Origin of the sequence: Clostridium sp. Cult1 (genome assembly GCF_021655095.1) — a bacterium.
Lineage (GTDB): Bacteria > Bacillota > Clostridia > Tissierellales > Tepidimicrobiaceae > Schnuerera.
Window position 1 is genome coordinate 1071456 of sequence record NZ_PPXW01000001.1, and the last position, 19998, is coordinate 1091453.

Sequence of the window (19998 nt, forward strand, 5' to 3'; positions counted from 1 at the left end):
GGAATAGAGGCTATAGCAACTATATTAGCCATTAAGGAAGGGATAATACCCCCTACTATAAACTATGAAAATCCAGATGAAAGCTGTGATTTAAACTATACTCCAAACATTTTAATAAAAAGGGATATAAAATATGCAATATCCAATTCCTTAGGATTTGGAGGGCATAATGCTTCAATATTGCTAAAAAAATACATGGAATAAATAAAAACCTTTCGAGTATCGAGAGGGCATTAAACACATTATATTGTTATCCTAGGTGGTAGCGAAGGATCTCAAACCTGAGAGCTTTCGCTACCTTAATGTATTTTAATGGGTGTGCTTATAGCCTAACCCTTAGGACGTTTTCTCATTGAATAAACTTATTGTCTTCAACTTATACTATGTTATACTTAGATATAATATGGTGATCATGGAGTGATGTTATGACATTGGATATTCCAGATTATGTGGAATTAATAATTGAAAGATTAGAAAGAAAAGGCTATGAGGCATATTTAGTTGGTGGTAGTGTAAGAGATATGCTTTTAGGAAAAACACCTACAGATTATGATATTGCTACTAGCGCATCTCCTGATGAAATAGAGTCTGTTTTTTCTAATTTTAAGACTATTGATATAGGTAAAAAGTTTGGAACAATTATAGTATCTCAAGAAAAAGGAGATGTAGAGATAACTACTTTTAGAAAAGAAGGTAAGTATTTAGATGGCAGGAGGCCAGAATGGGTATCCTTTTGTTCAGATGTAAAAGATGATTTAAGTCGTAGGGATTTCACTATTAATGCAATAGCATATAATAAGACTAAAGGAATTTTAGACCCTTTTGAAGGTAGAGAAGATTTAAAAAGACGGATAATAAAGACGGTGGGAAATCCAGAAGAAAGGTTTAATGAGGACTATCTTAGGATATTAAGGGCAGCGAGATTTGCATCACAGCTTGAATTTACAATTGATGAATCCACATTTCAGGCTGGGAAACAATATAGTTCTCATATTAAAAAAGTTAGTATGGAAAGGATTTTTAATGAGGTTTACAAACTCCTTCTCAACCAAATTCCATCCTATGGTATTAGAATTTTAGAAAAAATGGGAGTATTGAAGGTGATTTTACCAGAAATAATTCCTGCTATAGGATTTAAACAATATAATCCTCATCATGAAATGGATGTATATAATCATATATTATGTGTTTTGGACAACACTCCATCTGTAATCCAGATAAGATTAGCAGCATTATTTCACGATATAGGAAAACCCTATACTTTAACAATGGATGAAGAAGGAATAGGTCATTTTTATGGGCACGATAAATTAGGAGCGGAAATATCTAAAGAGGTATTAAAAAGGTTTAAAGCTTCAAATAATCTTATAGAGGAAGTATATAATCTGGTTAAGGAACATATGAATCATCACGCAAATTTTAAAGATAAAGGCTTGAAAAGATTAATTAGAAGGCTAGGTGAAGAGGAAGTATTTCATCTAATAGAACTTCAAATAGCGGATATTAAATGCTCTAACAAAGAAGCCAATGTTGATCATATAATTGAAAGAAGAAATAGGATAAAAGAAATATTAGAAAAAGATGAAGCTTATAAGATAGAACAAATGCATATAGATGGTAAAGATTTAATAAAGTTAGGATTTGAACAAGGTCCCATAATTGGCGAAATATTAGAATTTTTATTAGATAAGATAATTGAAGAACCAGAACTTAACGATAGGGGGATTTTAAAAAATATTGTTTTGGATAAATATTCATCAAATCTTGCAAAGTAGTAAACTTATGTTTTGGGATCAGACTAAAATAATCTCTACGATCCCAAAATTGTACATTGTGAATTGTGCATTGTACATTGTTAAAGGTTATGATATTATTGAACTGTTATAATCTGAATTAGGAGGTAATAAAATGGGGAAGTTATTTGGAACAGATGGAATAAGAGGAATTGCAAATAAAGAATTGACTCCAGAGTTAGCTTTTAAGGTTGGAAGAGCGGGAGCCTATATACTGTCAAAAGGAGAGAAGGGTAGAATAGTTCTTGGTAAAGATACTAGAAAGTCAGGCGATATGTTGGAAGCGGCACTAACAGCTGGGATTTGTTCTATTGGCTTAGACGTAATAACTTTAGGGGTAGTACCAACTCCAGCTGTTGCTTATTTAGCTAGAAAATATGATGCTTTAGCAGGAATTGTTATATCTGCCTCTCATAATCCAGTAGAATATAATGGAATAAAATTTTTTAATGGTAATGGATATAAACTAAATGATGCGGTAGAAGATGAAATTGAAAGATTAATACTTAATAATGAAGAAATACCTTTAAGACCCATTAAAGAGGATGTTGGACATACTATTATAGAAGAAGACGGGTATAATTATTATATTGACCATTTGAAATCTACTATAAAGGGAGATTTAAAAGGAATTAAAGTAGCCGTTGACTGCGGTAACGGAGCTCTATATAAAATTGCACCTAAATTACTAGAAAAATTAAATGCTGAAATAATAGTAATCAACGATAAGCCAAATGGAGGAAATATAAATGTTGAATGTGGTTCTACTAATCCTTCTATGATCCAATCCCTAGTATTGGAAACTAAGGCAGATATCGGATTATCCTTCGACGGAGATGGAGATAGACTGATAGCTGTAGATGAAAATGGTGATATTGTTGATGGAGACCATATTTTAGCAATCTGTGGAACTCATCTACATGATAATGGAAAACTTAATAATAATGTAGTAGTAGGCACAGTAATGACCAACATGGGATTAGATGTGTATTTAAAAAGCAAGAATATAGATATTGTTAAAACTGCTGTTGGTGATAGATATGTACTTGAGGAGATGCTTGCTAATGGATATGTATTAGGCGGCGAACAATCTGGACATATAATATTTTTAGAACACAATACTACAGGCGATGGATTGTTGACAGGACTCCAATTAATTCAAGTCATGAAGGAAACAGAAAGGAAGCTATCTGAACTAAATAGTATAATGACAAATTTTCCTCAAGTTCTAATAAATGCAAAAGTAAAAAATGAGTTAAAAAACTCATATCTTGAAGATGAAAAGATAAAGTTTGAAATAGAAAAGATAGAGAAAATGTTTCATGGAGAAGGACGAGTAGTCATAAGACCTTCTGGAACAGAACCTCTTGTAAGAGTTATGATAGAAGGAAAAGATAGAAAAAAAATCGAAGATATTGCCAAAGGATTAGCCAGACTAATTGAGGAAAGACTACGGAAGTAGAAATTGAGGTGATGAAATGGAGTATAGAATTGTTGCAGATAGTAGCTGTGATTTAAATGATGAACTTAAGGATAAATTGGATATAGGATTAGTACCATTGAAGATAGATGTAGAGGAGTATACCTTTGTTGATGATTATACATTAAATGTGAAAGAATTGATATTAGCAATGAAAAATAGCAAAAATCCAATAAAGACATCTAGCCCTTCACCAGGAGATTTTTTAAGAGAATACGAAAAGGCAGAAAATATATTTGTAGTAACCTTATCTTCAGCATTAAGCAGTACTTACAGCAACGCAGTATTGGCTAAAAATATTGCCCTTGAAAAGGGAAATAAATTTATTCATGTATTTGACTCTTTAAGTGCTTCCATTGGAGAAACGTTAGTAAGTATCAAAATTTTTGATCTAATACAAAAAAATTATAATAGAAATGATATAATTGCGAAAACTGAAGAATATATAAAAGAGATGAAGACGTTTTTTATATTAGAATCTTTGGATAATTTAATTAAAGCAGGTCGCATAGGCAAGGTTATAGGCCAAATAGCAACTAAATTATCTATAAAACCTGTTATGGGTTCAAATGATGACGGTACTATTAGATTAGTAGAAAAGGTAAGAGGAAGCAAGAGAGCATTTAAGAGATTGATAGAGATTATTGGAGAACAGGGAGAACAAATAGAAGAAAAGATATTAGGTATAGCTCATTGCAATGCCTTGGAAAAGGCTGAACATTTAAAGAAAGAGATACAAAAGACATATAATTTTAAAGATATTATAATCGTTGAAACAGCAGGATTAAGTACTGCTTATGCAGACGATGGAGGAATAATCTTGGCCTTTTAAAAAGAACAAACTCTCTATATAGAGAGTTTGTTCTTTTTTTGGTGGATAAACAGTTTTTTAAACTTAACATGTGATTCATACTCAACTTGAGATATCTTCTCTGCCTTTCTTAAAGTATCCAATAACAACAAAAAATCGGTACATAGTTCACATAATTCATACTCAACTCTATCCACAACACCACCCCAAATACTTTATACTTACTTAAATTAAATATAGGATCAAAAAATCCTTTATTAAAATTAATATATTACGAAAAATTAACATAATTTATATTATAAAAAATAAATAAATAGAAAAATGCATACTTAGCATATTAATATAGTATATGTTATAATAGTGATAATATAATATATATTTAAAATAGTTAAATAATTCGACAAACACCGACATAAAAATTTGAAGGGATTTTCAAATCAGTATAGAATATTCTTATTAAAGAGGATTTGGATTTATACATTATCAATTACCTAAATATATAATTATCTTTGTTTTGTCCAGTAAATGGACCTTAATATTCTTATTTTAACTTTTAAGAACTATTTCTCTCTTTTTTACCTGGTTTTTAATAGTATTGTCTTATACCTTTCATTGACAGAAATGTCTTAATGATGGTATAATACACTATATTAATAATATTCAAAAAAATGAATTAAAGGGGGAGTATTTTAATGAAAAGAAAGTTATCGCTATTACTAGCATTGGTAGTTCTGCTGACAGTTTTTATGGCAGCCTGTGGTAAAACAGAGGAACCTGCCGATGTTGAAAGCGATGAACCAACAGAAGTAACAGATGAGCCTGCAGCTGATGATACATCTGCAGAGCCAGAAGAACCTACGGGACAAATAATCATAGGTAACACTACAGAGCTAACGGGGGACTGGATTCCTTATTGGCAAAACAACGCAGCAGACTATGATGTTTATAATTTCATGGTTGGATCTGGAATAGTAGATATGACCTTTGAAGGTGAGTATCTAATTAATGAAACTGTGGTAGAAAGTTATGAAACTACAGAAAATGAAGATGGCTCTAAGACTTATACATTTACCATTAAAGATGGTTTAACCTATCATGATGGGAGCCCTATTACTGCTCTTGATTATGTAACAGGACCAATGCTATGGTCTTCAAAGCAAGTAGGGGACATGGGAGCTGACAATACTTACGGTCAATATCTTAAAGGATGGAGCGAATTTTCAAAGGGTGAGACAAAGGAATTCCCAGGTGTTAACTTAATTGACGAAAAAACTTTTGCTGTTACTATTGCAGCAGATAAGTTACCATACTTCTTTGAATTAACACTTGTAAGCTTTGTACCTCATAAATTGTCCTATTGGACTGATGAAACAGTAGAAATAAAAGATGATGGAAATGGATGTTATTTCTCAGATAACTTTACTGTAGAAAATTATGAAGAAAAAATGAATGAAGCTAGATTTGGTATATATCCTGCAACTGGACCTTATGTATTGGAAAGTTATGATGAAGCGTCTAAGACTGCAGTTCTTCATGTAAATGATAAGTATCCTGGAAACTGGGAAGGTAGGAAACCAAAGATTGAAACAATTATATACAAGAAGGTAACTCAAGAAACAGCAATAGATGAATTGGCTACAGGATCAGTAGATTTACTATCTGGTATGGCTAGTGGAGACGAGATCAATGCTGGACTTGACTTAGTTGATAAGGGTGGATTTTCCTTTACTGAATATCCACGTGCTGGCTATGGTAAATTAACATTGGTTTGCGATTTTGGTCCTACTCAATATCCAGCAGTTCGTAAAGCACTTGCACATCTTATAGATAGAAATGATTTTGCCAAATCATTTACTGGTGGATTTGGAACAGTTGTAAATGGGCCTTATGGTGAATCCATGTGGTTCTACCAAGAAAACAAGGCTGAGTTAAATGAAAAATTAAATCAATATCCATATAGTCTTGATGAAGCTATTAAATTATTAGAAGAAGACGGATGGATATATGATGAAAATGGAAATGAATACAAAGAAGGTGTACGTTATAAGAAAACAGAAGACGGTGAATTAATGCCACTTGTATTAGAATGGGCTTCTTCTGAGCAAAACGCTTTTTCTGACTTACTAGTAGTAAAATTACAAGAAAACCCTGACTTAGCTGCAGCAGGAATAAAGATTAACCAAACAGTTATGACCTTTGGAGAATTATTAAACTACTTATATCGTGACGGATCTCAAGGTGCTGAATATGGAGTTCCTACTTACCATATGTTCAACTTAGCAACAAATTATACTCCACGTTACGATTTAACTACAGCATATACAACAGATCCTAACTTATTAAAACAAGGATTGAATGATAACTATATTATTGATGAACAATTAGAGAATCTTGCAAAGGCTATGGTTTTAACTGAGCCTGACGATAGAGAAGGATTTAAAGAAAAATTTGTAGACTTTATCGTAAGATGGAACGAATTAATGCCTGATATACCACTATATTCAAATCTATATCATGATTTCTACAATGATAAATTGCAAAACTATGATATGAATGCGCTTATAAGAGTAGATGATGCACTTCTTTACTCATATGTAACAGAATAAACTATAAAAAAATAATCAGTATATTTAGAGAAATAGGGTATGAAAATACCCTATTTCTCCATAATACGGAAAACTTTATTGTATTAACATATTAAAGAAAACTATGAATAAGTGGTATTTTGTTTAAAACAAAAATAATTTAGAATAAGGCAGGTAATGATATGACGAAATATATATTTAAAAGGATTTTGTATATGATTTTTGTATTCTTTTTCATGTCTCTTATCTTATTTTTCCTATATAATTTAATACCTGGAGACCCTGCTAGGATGGAAGTTGAACATTTAAAAGATATTCTTACACCGGAGGAGTATCAACATAGATATGAATTAGCAAGACAAAGATTAGGATTAGATGATCCATTGATTATTAGATATGGAAAGTGGATTGGTGGTGTACTTAAAGGAGATTTAGGAATATCTAAAGTTTATAAACAACCTGTAAAGGATGTAATAAAGCAACCATTAAAATTCACTATAAAAATGAATGTATTCGTTATACTTTTTGTACTTGCTATAACCATACCTTTGGGTATTCAATGTGCCATAAAACAAAATTCACCTTTTGATAAAACGGTACAAGTATTAACTGTAGTTGGACATAGTATCCCGGTGTTTATTATTGCATTATTATTTATATTCCTTTTTGCGGTAAAATTAAACTGGTTTCCAGTAAGTGGAATGGCAACACCTAATTTTAAAGGTACAGGATTTGACATTATTATGGATAAACTTAAGTATTTAGTATTGCCAGTAACTGTTGTAATAATAGGTTCTCTTGCTGGTATGACTAGGTATGTTCGTGCAGCGATGATAGATGCATTGAGTATGGATTATGTAAAAACTGCTAGAGCAAAAGGATTGAGAGAAAAAGTTGTTATCTATTCTCACGCATGGAGAAATGCATTGCTACCTGTTATTACTTTAATTATAGGATGGCTTATGAGTATTTTTTCTGGTTCTATGGTAGTTGAGAGAATGTTTGGATTACATGGTATGGGGAAATTTTATATTGATGCATTGACAGAGCAGGATTATCAAGTAGCTTTAGCTATACAAATGCTTTATATTATAGTAGCTTTACTTAGTAATTTACTTACCGATATAAGCTATGGCTTTGTAGATCCCCGTGTCAGGGTAGACCGGTAGAGGAGGTATTGATATGAGCATAAAACAAGCTAGTGATAATAAGAAAAAAGATAAAAAGAAAAAGAACTTTCTTCACCTTCTCTTTACGAATCTTTTTGGTGGAAAGGAAAAAATGAATATATTAGAGGAAGAAGATATTCAAAGCCCTTGGCAGACAATTTTAAACACATTTAAAGATGATAAGGTCTCTATGACGGCTTTATCTATATTTCTATTAATATTTGCAATTGTACTAATTGGGCCTTTAGTCCACCCTATCGATCTATCCTTTTCAGAAAGTAGTCAAAAGGATATAGGACCAGGTCGAGATTTTATGAAAGTACCAGATGCATTAAAGGATAATATAGAAGACATAGCTATAGGGCCTACTTTTAGCGTTGGAGTATCTACAGAAGGAAAAGTATATATTTGGGGTAAAACAAGAATAAGTGGTACAATCGACTTAAAGCATATTCCTAAGGATATGGGGAAAATTGTTAAAGTTGCTGCAGGCTATGACCATATATTAGCTTTAAATGATCAAGGACAAGTTATTTCATGGGGAAATAATCGACAAAAACAAGGCTCAATTCCAAAAGAGGTAGCCCAACTAAGCAATATTTCAGATATTGTTGCTGGTTACCAGAATTCTATTATTTTGACTGAGGATGGTTATAATTATTACTTTGGTAATATTATGAATAATGATTATAATGAATTCCATCCTTACCAAGGACAATTGAAAAAAATCGCAGTAACATCAGACTCAGTTATAGGTCTTACCTTTGATGGAGAAGTGGTTTATCTTGGTACTCAGCAAAATGCATATTCCAATATTCCTGAAAACATGGGGAATGTAATAGATATAGCTACAACAGCAGCTACTGTTGCTGCGGTGAATGATCAAGGAAAAGTATTTGTATGGGGCAATCTATCTACAAAGGGAGAAGGACTTGTTCCCGAAACTGATAGTAAGATAGTATCTGTTCAAGGTGGTAGATATCATTATACAGCATTAACTGAGGATGGCGCTGTATTATCATGGGGTGCAGACAATTATAATCAGTCATCAGTTCCTCAAAAAGTTTCAAATGCTAATATAGAAAGATTTTACACAGACTTCTATCAGAACTATGCTATTGACGAAAATGGGCAAGTATATACATGGGGTTTAAAAGGTTATTTATTAGGGTCAGATGAATTAGGAAGAGATATTTTTACTAGATTGCTACATGGTGGGCGTATGTCCATGACCATAGGTGCTGTTGCCGTAATTATATCTACTATTATAGGTGTAATTGTGGGAGGCGTTTCAGGCTATTTTGGTGGAAGGATAGATATGATTTTACAGAGAATTTCAGAAATGGTAGCATCTTTACCTTTCTTGCCTTTTGCAATGATTCTATCCGCTTTAATAGGAAATGCAATGACATCACAACAGAGGACCTATTTAATTATGGTAATTTTAGGGTTTTTATCTTGGCCAGGACTTCAAAGGCTAGTCCGTGCCCAGGTTCTCTCAGTTCGTGAACAGGAATATGTAATAGCTGCTAAATCCCTTGGTATTAAGGAGAGAAATATTGTATTTAAGCATATTTTACCCAATGTTATTTCAGTTATCATTGTATCAGCTGCTCTATCTTTTGCATCTAGCATGTTGACTGAAGCAACTTTATCTTATTTAGGTTTTGGTGTTCAAGCGCCACAACCAACCTGGGGTAATATGTTATACGGAGCAAATAATAGTATAGTTATTCAAAACTTTTGGTGGAGATGGGTTTTTGCTTCCACTGTATTAGGTATATGCGTCATCTGCGTTAATGTAGTAGGTGATGGCTTACGTGATGCAATTGACCCAAAATCTCAAGAACGTTAGGGGGAAGATCAGATGGCATTATTAGAAGTTAGAAATTTGCATACTTATTTTAAGACTAAGAAAGGAACTGTCAAAGCGGTAAATGGCGTTTCCTATTCTGTGGAACCTGGAAAAACCCTTGGGATTGTAGGTGAAAGTGGAAGTGGAAAAAGTGTATCTGCCATGAGCATAATAAAACTTTTAGATGGCAATGGATATATAGCTGATGGAGAAATATTATTTGATGGAAAAGACTTAGCTAAAGCTTCTATACAAGATATAGCTAAAATTAGAGGTAATGATATATCTGTTATTTTCCAAGAACCTATGACTTCTTTAAATCCAGTTTTTACAGTGGAAAGGCAGGTTTCGGAACCATTTATTATACATCAAGGGATGAGTAAAGAAGAAGCGGCAAAACAAGTGGTAGAAATGTTATCTTTAGTAAAGATACCTAATCCCGAATCCGTCGCAAAGCAATATCCTCACCAGCTCTCTGGAGGTATGCGACAACGTGTTATGATAGCTATGGCTCTAGCGTGTGTACCGAAGCTTTTAATTGCTGATGAGCCTACTACCGCGTTGGATGTAACTATCCAAGCTCAAATATTAAAATTGATGAATGAATTAAAGGAAAAAATTAATACATCTATCTTATTTATTACTCATGATTTAGGCGTTATCAATGAAATGGCTGATGATGTAGCTGTTATGTATTGTGGTCAAGTAGTTGAAAAGGCAGGGGCAAAGACTATCTTTGATCCAAAAACAGTATATTCTCATCCATATACTGAAGGTTTATTGGTTTCTGTTCCAAGATTAGACACGCCTAGTGGAGTTAGGCTAGAAGCTATACCTGGGGCAGTGCCTCATCCTTTGAACCTTCCTAAAGGATGTAAGTTTGCACCTAGATGTAAATACGCTACAAGTAGGTGCCATGAAGAAGAACCAGAATTAACAGAGGTAGAAGAAGGGCATGAAATTCTTTGCTTCTATCCAAAGAAAGGAGTGAGATCCAATGGCTAAAAAAACTTCAGAAAAAAATGTATTAATACGAATTGAAAACTTGAAGAAATATTTTCCCTTAAAGAAGAAAGGATTATTTGATAAGGAACAGTTATATGTCCGAGCTAATGAAGATATAACATTAGATATCTATGAAGGGGAAACTTTAGGATTGGTAGGGGAAAGTGGTTGTGGTAAGTCTACTTTGGGTCGAACTCTTTTGCAACTATATGATCAAACAGATGGGCGTACTATTTATTATGGTCGTGATATTAGTGATGTGGCTCCTAAATATGTATTAGATACTTTGAAGAATCTTTCAACTCAAATGAGAACTTTAAAGGAATTACAGGAAAAGGAAAAGGAAGCCCAACAGAAATATGAAGAATTACCAGAAGGTGATGAAAAATATCAAGCGTTAGAAAAACTTCGTGCAATCGAAAAAGAAGTAAGAATATTATACTTTGACTTGGCTCAATTAATTGGCGGGCTTATGGTAGCGGATGATTTAGACAATGTGTCTCAAGTTCTATTAAAACAATATAATCATGATGTAGAAGCTAGGAGACTTAGAAATAAAATTGATGTTGAACAAGTAAAAATTGAAGGTATAAAATCTAAGCTAGAAGAAAAAGGGAAAGATAAAGAAGAGATAAAGAATGCAATTGAAAAAGAGATGAATAATATAAAAAATACCCAGAAGGAACTTAATAAAATTGAGAAAGAATTGGATGCTATAAATATTGAAATTGAAAAAATTATGGATAAATATCGAAATCATCCAGATTTTGAAAAACATGAAAGGCATAAAGACAAGGGGATTAACTTAGCCAGGTTGACCGAGGAAGAGATACGACATTTGAGAAAGGATCTACAATTAATATTTCAAGATCCGTATTCTTCTTTAAATCCAAGGCTTACTGTAGGACAAATAATATCCGAAGGGTTATTTGCTCATAAAATGTTTGCAAAAGGAGATAGAAATATACAAGACTATATTTTAGAAGTTATGGATGATTGCGGATTGGCATCCTATTTTGTCCATCGTTATCCACACCAATTCTCCGGTGGACAAAGACAGCGTATTGGAATAGCTCGATCTGTAGCATTAAAACCGAAATTTATAGTATGTGATGAGGCTGTATCCGCCTTAGACGTTTCTATTCAATCCCAAATTATAAATTTACTATTGGATTTAAAGGAAAAAGAAAACTTAACCTATTTATTTATTTCCCATGACTTAAGTGTAATCAAATACATTAGTGATAGAGTAGGGGTTATGTATCTTGGAAATATTGTAGAGTTGGCTGAAACGGGTGAATTATACGGTCGTCCAATGCATCCATATACTGAAGCTCTTCTTTCTGCAATTCCAACTACTGATGTTGATCATAAAAGGGAAATACAAATCCTAGAAGGTGATGTACCTAGTCCAATTAAACCGCCTTCTGGATGTAAATTTCATACAAGATGTAAATATGCTACAGAAATATGTGAAAATGTTGTACCTGTATTTGAAGAAGCTAGGCCAGGTCATTTTGTAGCATGTCATCATAAACTTAATGTAGAAGATTAATAATAGGAAGGCATGAATCATTATGATGTTTCAAAAGAAAGTTGACAGGGCTATGAATTGGCTCAAAGAAAAAAATAAAAATAAAGCAAACAGTGACTCAGATATGGATTTTGAAAGAAGAGATATTCTAGCCCTAGTGCTTTCCGCAGCTTTAGTTTTTGCACCTATTTTTCTAGTTCTAGCTATTGTAATGATGTTAATATCAAGAATTTGAGTAAAATTTAAAAAACTGGAGAACTGAGTGAAAATATTACAAAAAAACATTGGCTGAGTTAGAAAACACCTTTGACTCAGCCAAAAAATTGCAATAGAAATTTTAAAAAAATTATTGACATAAAATAATAACATGCTATAATAATAAGGTAGGAATTTTCATAAGCGGGAGTGGCGGAACTGGCAGACGCGCTAGACTTAGGATCTAGTGTCTTTGACGTGGGGGTTCAAGTCCTCTCTCCCGCACCAAAACACAACCAGTGGTTATACCATTGGTTTTTTTCATATTCAATCAGGTTATGATATAATACATATTGATTGGATAATAATATTTTATATGGTATAATTTTATGGTATAATAGGTTAGTTTTAAATGTAACAAATAATAAGTTTAGGGAGGACAGTATAATGAATTCGGTTTTAGAAAAAAAAGAAAAAAATAAAGCTTTTTTTAATATTGAGATCGACCAGAATGAATTTGAAAAAGCTATTCAAAAAGCATATTTGAAAAACAGAAATAGATTTACTATACCAGGTTTTCGTAGAGGAAAAGTGCCAAGAAAGATAATCGAAATGAATTATGGTGAAGGTGTATTTTATGAGGAAGCATTGAATATTCTTTTACCAGAAGCATACGATGAAGCTATAGAAAAATTGGAATTAGAACCAGTAGATACTCCAGATGTAGATATTGAACAATTAGAGAAAGGGAAACCTATAATTATTAAGGTAGAAGTGACCATAAAACCAGAAGTTAAACTGGGAAATTATAAGAGTATAGAAGTTGAAAAAGTAGAGTATAATGTTACAGATGAAGACATAGATAAGGAATTAAAGACTGTTCAAGAAATGAATGGAAGGATTATTGATGCAGGAGATAGGGAAACTAAAGAAGGAGATATACTTACAATAGATTTTGAAGGCTATATAGATGAAGAACAGTTTGAAGGTGGTACGGCAGAAAATCAAGAATTAGAAATTGGCGCTAATCGATTTATTCCAGGATTTGAGGAACAGTTAAAGGGTAAGAAAAAGGGAGAAAAAGTTGACGTTAAAGTAACCTTCCCTGAAGATTACTTTGAAGAAAGCTTACGAGGAAAAGAAGCCGTATTTAAAGTTGCTATTAATGAAGTAAAAGAAAAAGAATTACCAACACTTGATGATGAATTTGCTAAAGATGTAAGTGAATATGATACATTAGAAGAATACAAAGAAAGCATTAGGGAAAAATTAGAAAAAGAGGCAAAAGAAAAAGAAAAGGTGGAATTGGAAAATAAAATAATTGAAAATGTAGTTAAAGGATCAGAAGTAGATATACCAAATGTAATGGTAGAGCATCAAGTGGAAAATGAAGTAAATGAATTTGACTATAGATTAAAACTACAAGGATTAGACATAAATCAATATTTCGCATTAACAAATACGGATATAGAGTCCTTTAAAGAGCAAATAACTCCTGTAGCAGAAAAAAGGATTAAAACGGATTTAATTCTTGAAGCTATAGCAAAGGAAGAAAAATTGGAAGTTACAGAGGATGATATAGATAAAGAGTTAGAAAAATTAGCTAAAGAATATAATCAAGAAGATATAGATAAATTTAAGGAGAATATGAAAAAAGGAGATTTAGAATACCTTAAGTCGGGTATAATGAGGGATAAGACTATAGAACTATTAGTAAATAATGCTAAAATAAATTAATTTAGGAGGGGTATGTATGGCATTAGTTCCCGTTGTTGTCGAGCAAACTAATAGAGGGGAAAGATCCTATGATATATATTCTAGACTTCTCAAGGAAAGAATAATATTTCTTGGCGGAGAAGTAAATGATGTAACAGCTGATTTAATAGTGGCTCAACTATTATTTTTAGAAGCTGAAGATCCAGATAAGGATATACAACTTTATATAAATAGCCCTGGAGGTTCAGTTAGTGCAGGATTTGCAATATATGATACCATGCAGTATATAAAACCAGATGTATCTACTATATGCATAGGTAGGGCAGCTAGTATGGGTGCATTTTTGCTAACAGCAGGGGCAAAAGGAAAAAGATTTTCACTACCTAATTCTGACATTATGATACATCAACCTTTAGGAGGGGCTCAGGGTCAAGCTGAAGATATTAGGATTCATGCTGAAAAGATAATTCAAACTAGAGAATTAATAAATAAGATATTAAGTGAAAGGACTGGTCAGCCATTAGAAAAAGTTGCTAGAGATACAGACAGAGATTTCTTTATGACCGCCTTGGAAGCTAAAGAATATGGTATAATAGATGAGGTAATACAATCAAGAAAATAAAATTAAGTGAGGTGTCATAATGGCAAAATATGATGATAAACAGCTTCGTTGCTCTTTTTGTGGGAAGCCCCAAGACCAAGTACGAAGACTTATCGCTGGACCAAATGTGTTTATTTGCGATGAGTGTATAGAACTTTGTCAAGAGATTATAGACGAAGAGTTTATTGAAAGTTTCGATTACCAGATGCGAGAGCTACCAAAGCCTGCAAAGATAAAAGAAACTTTAGATGAATATGTTATAAAACAAGAAAGAGCGAAAAGGGCTTTAGCCGTTGCAGTATATAATCATTATAAGAGAATAAATAGAAAGCCGTCTAAAACCAATGATGTAGAATTGCAAAAATCTAATATTGTTATGATTGGGCCAACAGGTTCTGGTAAGACTTTACTAGCTCAAACGTTGGCTAAAATACTGAATGTGCCTTTTGCAATAGCAGATGCAACTTCTTTAACAGAAGCTGGATACGTTGGCGAAGATGTGGAAAATATTATTCTAAAGCTTATCCAAGCTGCAGATTATGATATAGAAAGAGCAGAAAAGGGCATAGTATATATAGATGAAATAGATAAAATTGCTCGTAAAACAGAAAATCCATCAATTACGAGAGATGTAAGTGGTGAAGGAGTACAACAAGCCCTTCTTAAAATTCTTGAAGGAACGGTAGCCAATGTTCCACCTCAGGGAGGAAGGAAACATCCTCATCAAGAATTTATCCAAGTAGATACAACCAATATTTTATTCATAGTTGGTGGAGCCTTTGATGGTATAGATAAAATAATTCAAAATAGAGTTGGTACTAAATCTATGGGATTTGGTGCTGAAATAAAGAGCAAAGAAGACATAAAAATTGGTGAATTATTAAAACATATACAACCAGAAGATCTATTGAAATATGGATTGATACCAGAATTCGTTGGTAGATTACCTGTAATTGTTACATTAGAAGAATTAGACAAAGAAGCCCTTGTAAGTATATTAACAGAACCTAAAAATGCTCTTGTAAAACAATACAAGGAATTATTTAATATGGATGGAGTAGATTTAGAATTCGATGATGAGGCATTAAAAGCTGTTGCTCAAAAAGCTATTGATAGAAAAACAGGAGCAAGAGGGTTACGTAGTATAATTGAAGAGACCCTTTTGGATATTATGTATGATATTCCATCTAGAGAAGAGATCGAGAAATGTCTAATTACTAAAGAAACCATTGAATCTAATGGAGAACCAACATTAGTGTTATCAGAAAGAAAGGCTAAAAATAGAGCTAAAAAAAAGGATAACAAGGAATCTGCATCATAAATAAAAGGCTCACAGTCTGGTGAGCTTTTTTTATCATTAGTTTTTATTAAAATTTGTGATATATTATAATAATAACAAAATTGATTATAATTGATTTTGATTATTCATAGATAAAAGGAGTGAGGTTATGTACAAGAACCCATATGTTGTACAAAACAAAACTATACCCCTTATACCATTAAGAGGTATGTCCGTATTTCCTCACATGGTTATTCATTTTGATGTAGGAAGAGAGAAATCTGTTAAAGCGTTAGAAAAGGCTATGATAGATGACTCCCTAATTCTTTTATGTACTCAAAAGGATGCTAAAGTAGAAGATCCATCTTTAGAGGAATTCTATCATATAGGAACTATTGCAAAGATAAAGCAGATGTTAAAACTACCTGGTGGGAGTATAAGAGTTTTAGTTGAGGGAATAAATAGGGGAAGAGTTGCAGAATTGATTAAGGAAGAAGACTATTTTGAAGTTGTAGTGGAAGAGTTTACCTATAATCCTGAAGATATCATTTTAGATAAAGAGATAGAAGCAGCTATGAGATTGGTAATCAATGATTTTGAAGAATATTTAACTTTAAGCCGTAGAATATCTCCAGATACTTTATTGACTGTTACAGACATTGAAGATCCAGGGAGACTAGCTGATGTAATCGCTTCTTATATTAACCTAAAAATTGAAAGTCATCAAAAGATACTTGAAACTTTTGATTTTTATGAACGCTTAGAAGAACTTCATAAGATATTACAGGAAGAAATTGAATTGTTGAAGATAGAGGAAAAAATTAATCAAAGGGTTAAGAAACAGATAACTAAGGTGCAGAAGGAATATTACCTAAAAGAACAGTTAAGGGCAATTCAGAAGGAGTTAGGAGAAGAAAATGAATTAGGTGAGGAAATAGAAGAATATAAAACTAAAATTGCAAAGATAAAAATGCCTAAGGAAGTTAAGGAAAAAGCATTAAAGGAAATAGAAAGGCTAGATAGAATGTCTCCTCACTCAGCAGAAACTGCAGTTATCAGGACCTATCTAGATTGGATAGTGGAACTACCTTGGGATAAGGAAACGAAGGATAAAGTTGATATCAAAAAGGCAAGAGATATTTTAAATAGAGATCATTATGGCCTTACCGATGTAAAAGAAAGAATATTGGAGTTCATTGCCATAAGAAAATTGGCTACAAATATGAAAGGTCCCATACTATGTTTAGTAGGGCCGCCAGGAGTAGGTAAAACCTCTATTGCCAAATCTATAGCAGAGTCTTTAAACAGAAAATTTATCCGTATGTCATTAGGTGGAGTAAGAGATGAAGCTGAGATGAGAGGCCATAGAAGAACCTATGTTGGAGCTATGCCTGGCAGAATTATTTCTTCAATTAAAAAGGCAGGTACTAAAAATCCAGTTTTTCTATTTGATGAAATCGATAAGTTAAGTAATGGTTATAGAGGAGATCCAGCTAGTGCTTTATTAGAAATTTTAGATCCAGAACAAAACAATACTTTTACAGACCATTTTTTAGAACTGCCTTTTGACTTATCAAAAGTACTCTTTATTACTACAGCTAATACTGTAAATTCAATACCTACACCTTTATTGGATAGGATGGAAGTAATTAGAATCAGTGGTTATACTGAAGAGGAAAAATTAAAAATTGCTACTAACCACCTTTTACCAAAGCAGCTCAAAGAACATGGATTGAAAGAGGGTAATCTAACTATTTCTGAAAGAGCTATAAGAAGTATAATTAACAATTATACCAGAGAATCTGGAGTAAGGAATTTAGAAAGGAATATTGCAAATATATGCAGGAAGGCTGCAAAGAGAATCGTTGAATCTAATGTAGAAAAAGTCAAAGTAAATAAGGGGAATCTCCATAAATACTTAGGGATAGAAAAATACAGATATGATATAGGAGAAAGGGAAAGCCAAATAGGCGTTGTAACGGGTTTAGCATGGACTGCTTTTGGTGGAGACACTCTTTCTATTGAGGTAAATTCTATGAAAGGGACTGGGAAACTTCAATTAACAGGCCAACTAGGTGATGTTATGAAGGAGTCGGCCATGGCTGGCATTAGCTATATTAGAGCTAACTCAGATAAATTAGGCGTAGATAACAATTTCTATAAAGAAATGGATATTCATGTCCATGTACCAGAAGGAGCAATTCCAAAGGATGGCCCATCGGCAGGAATAACTATGGCAACAGCAGCAATTTCAGCTTTAACCAATAGACCGGTGAATAGCAATATTGCTATGACTGGAGAAATTACTTTGCGAGGTAGAGTATTACCTGTAGGTGGTATTAAAGAGAAGGCTTTGGCTGCTAATAGAATAGGTATTAAAAAAGTCTTGATACCCTTTGAAAATTGTAAAGACTTGGAAGAAATACCTGAGAAGATCAGGAGAAAGATGGACTTTGTTCCAGTAGAAAATATGGAACAAGTTTTAGAACATGCATTATTAAAAGAGGATAATAAAAATGAAGATAACTGATGCTCAATTAGAAAAAATTGCTGTTAACAAAACCCAATATCCTGATGAGAATTTATATGAAATAGCTTTTGCTGGTCGTTCTAATGTAGGGAAATCTTCTTTCATAAATTCTATGTTAAATAGGACAAATTTAGCTAGAACTAGCAGTAAACCTGGAAAAACTAGAACCATAAATTTCTACAATATAAATGGAGAATTTAGATTTGTGGACTTGCCTGGATACGGATATGCTCAAGTTTCTAAAAAAGAAAAAGAAAAATGGGGATATATAATTGAGGAGTATTTGAATACAAGAAAGAATTTAATTGAAGTAATTCAATTAGTGGATATACGCCATGAACCAACAGAACAGGATATATTAATGTATAATTGGATAAAAACCTTTAACTTTGCAGGAATAGTTATAGCAACAAAGGCAGACAAAATATCAAAAGGAAAGTATCAATCCAATATTAAAATTATTAAAAACAAATTGAAAGTAAAGGAGTCTAGCTTGATCATACCTTATTCTTCATCAAAAAAAATAAATAAGGATAAGGCATGGCATGTTTTTGAAGAAATTCTTATAAAAAACAAAGAGCAGCAATCTAGGTAGATAGCTGCTCTGATCAATTATTCTTCTTTAACAAACATATCCTTTGTTGCACCACAAACTGGACAAACCCAGTCTTCTGGTAGCTTCTCAAAAGGTGTACCTGGATCTATCCCATTATCAGGATCACCTTCTGCTGGATCATAAACGTACCCACATGGTTCACAAACATATCTGTCCATTATATATTCTCCTTTCAATATGTAATCATTGGGATAATACCCAATTATACAAGACTTTAAACTATATTTTAAAAATATTATAAATGAATTATATCAAAAAATAATAGAACTGTATAGTAGATTAAAGAGCGTATTTATGGGTAAACTAATAATAGTTAATATAAAAATACATTACATTAGTAGATGGGCGTGATGGAAGTGGCTTTTATATTCAAAGGATCTGTTCGTAGTGATCTGAATGATATTAAAGTTTTCATAAAAAAAGTATTAAATAAACTTGAGAATATTGTTCAGGACAAAGATCTAATGTTTGACTTGAAATTAATATTAAACGAATTAATCATAAATAGCGTTATCCATGGGAACCAATGTAAAGGGAATAAGTATGTGAAGCTTTTTTTAGAAGTAGTTGGGGATACCATTAGGATCGAAGTAATTGATGAAGGAGATGGGATAGATTTTGATATCGATAGTTATAATCCATCCGAGTTAAAGTGCTGCGGAAGGGGTCTAGTAATTGTCGATGGGTTATCAGATGAAGTATATATTGATAATAATAGAATAGTAGCCGTTAAGTATATGGGATAGAAAATTTATATAGAAGGAATATGGCAGGGCAGAGCTGGACCCTGCCATCATAATTTACTATCATTTTAAAGGGAATTATGTTA

17 protein-coding genes, 1 tRNA gene and 1 pseudogene are annotated in these 19998 nt (G+C 32.6%); 17 read left to right on the plus strand and 2 right to left on the minus strand.

Annotated features, from left to right (window positions below):
- From C3E89_RS05240 to C3E89_RS05255, 4 genes and pseudogenes are all read left to right on the plus strand, one after another.
- A pseudogene (locus C3E89_RS05240) lies at positions 1-204 on the plus strand (beta-ketoacyl-[acyl-carrier-protein] synthase II); the annotation flags it as partial.
- Between the two features lie 221 nt (positions 205-425).
- Positions 426-1775, plus strand: coding sequence for a CCA tRNA nucleotidyltransferase (locus tag C3E89_RS05245; RefSeq protein WP_236911424.1), 1350 nt, complete (start codon positions 426-428; stop codon positions 1773-1775).
- Positions 1776-1908: 133 nt separating this feature from the next.
- Positions 1909-3255: a phosphoglucosamine mutase gene (gene glmM, locus C3E89_RS05250; protein ID WP_236911425.1), complete on the plus strand. Its 1347-nt coding sequence runs from the start codon at positions 1909-1911 to the stop codon at positions 3253-3255.
- A gap of 16 nt (positions 3256-3271) precedes the next feature.
- Complete coding sequence (locus C3E89_RS05255; RefSeq protein ID WP_236911426.1) at positions 3272-4105, plus strand: DegV family protein; 834 nt, start codon at positions 3272-3274, stop codon at positions 4103-4105.
- Between the two features lie 14 nt (positions 4106-4119).
- On the opposite strand, the gene C3E89_RS05260 is transcribed toward C3E89_RS05255, so the two are convergent.
- Positions 4120-4281 carry a hypothetical protein gene (locus C3E89_RS05260; RefSeq protein ID WP_236911427.1) on the minus strand — a complete coding sequence of 54 codons (162 nt, stop codon included), beginning with the start codon at positions 4279-4281 and terminating at the stop codon, positions 4120-4122.
- A gap of 495 nt (positions 4282-4776) precedes the next feature.
- Between C3E89_RS05260 and C3E89_RS05265 the strand changes: the two genes are divergently transcribed.
- The 12 genes from C3E89_RS05265 to yihA all read left to right on the plus strand — a co-directional run bounded on the left by C3E89_RS05265 (position 4777) and on the right by yihA (position 19148).
- Positions 4777-6690, plus strand: coding sequence for an ABC transporter substrate-binding protein (locus C3E89_RS05265; RefSeq protein WP_236911428.1), 1914 nt, complete (start codon positions 4777-4779; stop codon positions 6688-6690).
- Positions 6691-6851: 161 nt separating this feature from the next.
- Positions 6852-7838, plus strand: coding sequence for an ABC transporter permease (locus C3E89_RS05270; RefSeq protein ID WP_236911429.1), 987 nt, complete (start codon positions 6852-6854; stop codon positions 7836-7838).
- Between the two features lie 13 nt (positions 7839-7851).
- Entirely contained in the window at positions 7852-9693 is a 1842-nt protein-coding gene (locus tag C3E89_RS05275) for an ABC transporter permease subunit (RefSeq protein WP_236911430.1), read from the plus strand.
- A 12-nt stretch (positions 9694-9705) separates the two neighbouring features.
- Positions 9706-10698, plus strand: coding sequence for an ABC transporter ATP-binding protein (locus C3E89_RS05280; protein WP_236911431.1), 993 nt, complete (start codon positions 9706-9708; stop codon positions 10696-10698).
- The gene (locus tag C3E89_RS05285; protein ID WP_236911432.1) at positions 10691-12253 is read left to right on the plus strand and encodes an oligopeptide/dipeptide ABC transporter ATP-binding protein; all 1563 of its coding nucleotides are present in this window, start codon (positions 10691-10693) and stop codon (positions 12251-12253) included. The genes C3E89_RS05280 and C3E89_RS05285 overlap by 8 nt, the downstream gene beginning before the upstream one ends.
- Positions 12254-12275: 22 nt before the next feature.
- Complete coding sequence (locus C3E89_RS05290; protein ID WP_236911433.1) at positions 12276-12467, plus strand: hypothetical protein; 192 nt, start codon at positions 12276-12278, stop codon at positions 12465-12467.
- A 164-nt stretch (positions 12468-12631) separates the two neighbouring features.
- Positions 12632-12715, plus strand: a tRNA-Leu gene (locus C3E89_RS05295).
- A 159-nt stretch (positions 12716-12874) separates the two neighbouring features.
- Positions 12875-14164, plus strand: a complete 1290-nt coding sequence (tig, locus tag C3E89_RS05300) for a trigger factor (RefSeq protein ID WP_236911434.1) — start codon at positions 12875-12877, stop codon at positions 14162-14164.
- A gap of 16 nt (positions 14165-14180) precedes the next feature.
- On the plus strand, positions 14181-14765 hold the full coding sequence (gene clpP, locus C3E89_RS05305) for an ATP-dependent Clp endopeptidase proteolytic subunit ClpP (RefSeq protein ID WP_236911435.1): 585 nt from the start codon (positions 14181-14183) through the stop codon (positions 14763-14765).
- 19 nt (positions 14766-14784) lie between these two features.
- Positions 14785-16065 (plus strand): ATP-dependent Clp protease ATP-binding subunit ClpX, encoded by a 1281-nt coding sequence (gene clpX / locus C3E89_RS05310; protein ID WP_236911436.1) that lies wholly within the window; start codon positions 14785-14787, stop codon positions 16063-16065.
- Between the two features lie 127 nt (positions 16066-16192).
- Positions 16193-18553 (plus strand): endopeptidase La, encoded by a 2361-nt coding sequence (lon, locus tag C3E89_RS05315; RefSeq protein ID WP_236911437.1) that lies wholly within the window; start codon positions 16193-16195, stop codon positions 18551-18553.
- On the plus strand, positions 18540-19148 hold the full coding sequence (yihA, locus tag C3E89_RS05320; RefSeq protein ID WP_236911438.1) for a ribosome biogenesis GTP-binding protein YihA/YsxC: 609 nt from the start codon (positions 18540-18542) through the stop codon (positions 19146-19148). Before lon ends, yihA begins: the two co-directional genes overlap by 14 nt.
- 17 nt (positions 19149-19165) lie before the next feature.
- Here the strand turns inward: yihA and rd are convergent, their stop codons facing one another.
- Positions 19166-19327 carry a rubredoxin gene (rd, locus tag C3E89_RS05325; RefSeq protein WP_236911439.1) on the minus strand — a complete coding sequence of 54 codons (162 nt, stop codon included), beginning with the start codon at positions 19325-19327 and terminating at the stop codon, positions 19166-19168.
- A 198-nt stretch (positions 19328-19525) separates the two neighbouring features.
- Between rd and C3E89_RS05330 the strand changes: the two genes are divergently transcribed.
- Positions 19526-19915: an ATP-binding protein gene (locus tag C3E89_RS05330; protein ID WP_236911440.1), complete on the plus strand. Its 390-nt coding sequence runs from the start codon at positions 19526-19528 to the stop codon at positions 19913-19915.
- The last annotated feature ends 83 nt before the right edge of the window (positions 19916-19998 follow it).

Bases quoted from the DNA above. Each gene is read 5' to 3' on its own strand.
- C3E89_RS05245 (WP_236911424.1), top strand. From the start codon at position 426: ATGACATTGGATATTCCAGATTATGTGGAATTAATAATTGAAAGATTA.
- glmM (WP_236911425.1), top strand. From the start codon at position 1,909: ATGGGGAAGTTATTTGGAACAGATGGAATAAGAGGAATTGCAAATAAA.
- C3E89_RS05255 (WP_236911426.1), top strand. From the start codon at position 3,272: ATGGAGTATAGAATTGTTGCAGATAGTAGCTGTGATTTAAATGATGAA.
- C3E89_RS05265 (WP_236911428.1), top strand. From the start codon at position 4,777: ATGAAAAGAAAGTTATCGCTATTACTAGCATTGGTAGTTCTGCTGACA.
- C3E89_RS05270 (WP_236911429.1), top strand. From the start codon at position 6,852: ATGACGAAATATATATTTAAAAGGATTTTGTATATGATTTTTGTATTC.
- C3E89_RS05275 (WP_236911430.1), top strand. From the start codon at position 7,852: ATGAGCATAAAACAAGCTAGTGATAATAAGAAAAAAGATAAAAAGAAA.
- C3E89_RS05280 (WP_236911431.1), top strand. From the start codon at position 9,706: ATGGCATTATTAGAAGTTAGAAATTTGCATACTTATTTTAAGACTAAG.
- C3E89_RS05285 (WP_236911432.1), top strand. From the start codon at position 10,691: ATGGCTAAAAAAACTTCAGAAAAAAATGTATTAATACGAATTGAAAAC.
- C3E89_RS05290 (WP_236911433.1), top strand. From the start codon at position 12,276: ATGATGTTTCAAAAGAAAGTTGACAGGGCTATGAATTGGCTCAAAGAA.
- tig (WP_236911434.1), top strand. From the start codon at position 12,875: ATGAATTCGGTTTTAGAAAAAAAAGAAAAAAATAAAGCTTTTTTTAAT.
- clpP (WP_236911435.1), top strand. From the start codon at position 14,181: ATGGCATTAGTTCCCGTTGTTGTCGAGCAAACTAATAGAGGGGAAAGA.
- clpX (WP_236911436.1), top strand. From the start codon at position 14,785: ATGGCAAAATATGATGATAAACAGCTTCGTTGCTCTTTTTGTGGGAAG.
- lon (WP_236911437.1), top strand. From the start codon at position 16,193: ATGTACAAGAACCCATATGTTGTACAAAACAAAACTATACCCCTTATA.
- yihA (WP_236911438.1), top strand. From the start codon at position 18,540: ATGAAGATAACTGATGCTCAATTAGAAAAAATTGCTGTTAACAAAACC.
- rd (WP_236911439.1), bottom strand. From the start codon at position 19,327: ATGGACAGATATGTTTGTGAACCATGTGGGTACGTTTATGATCCAGCA.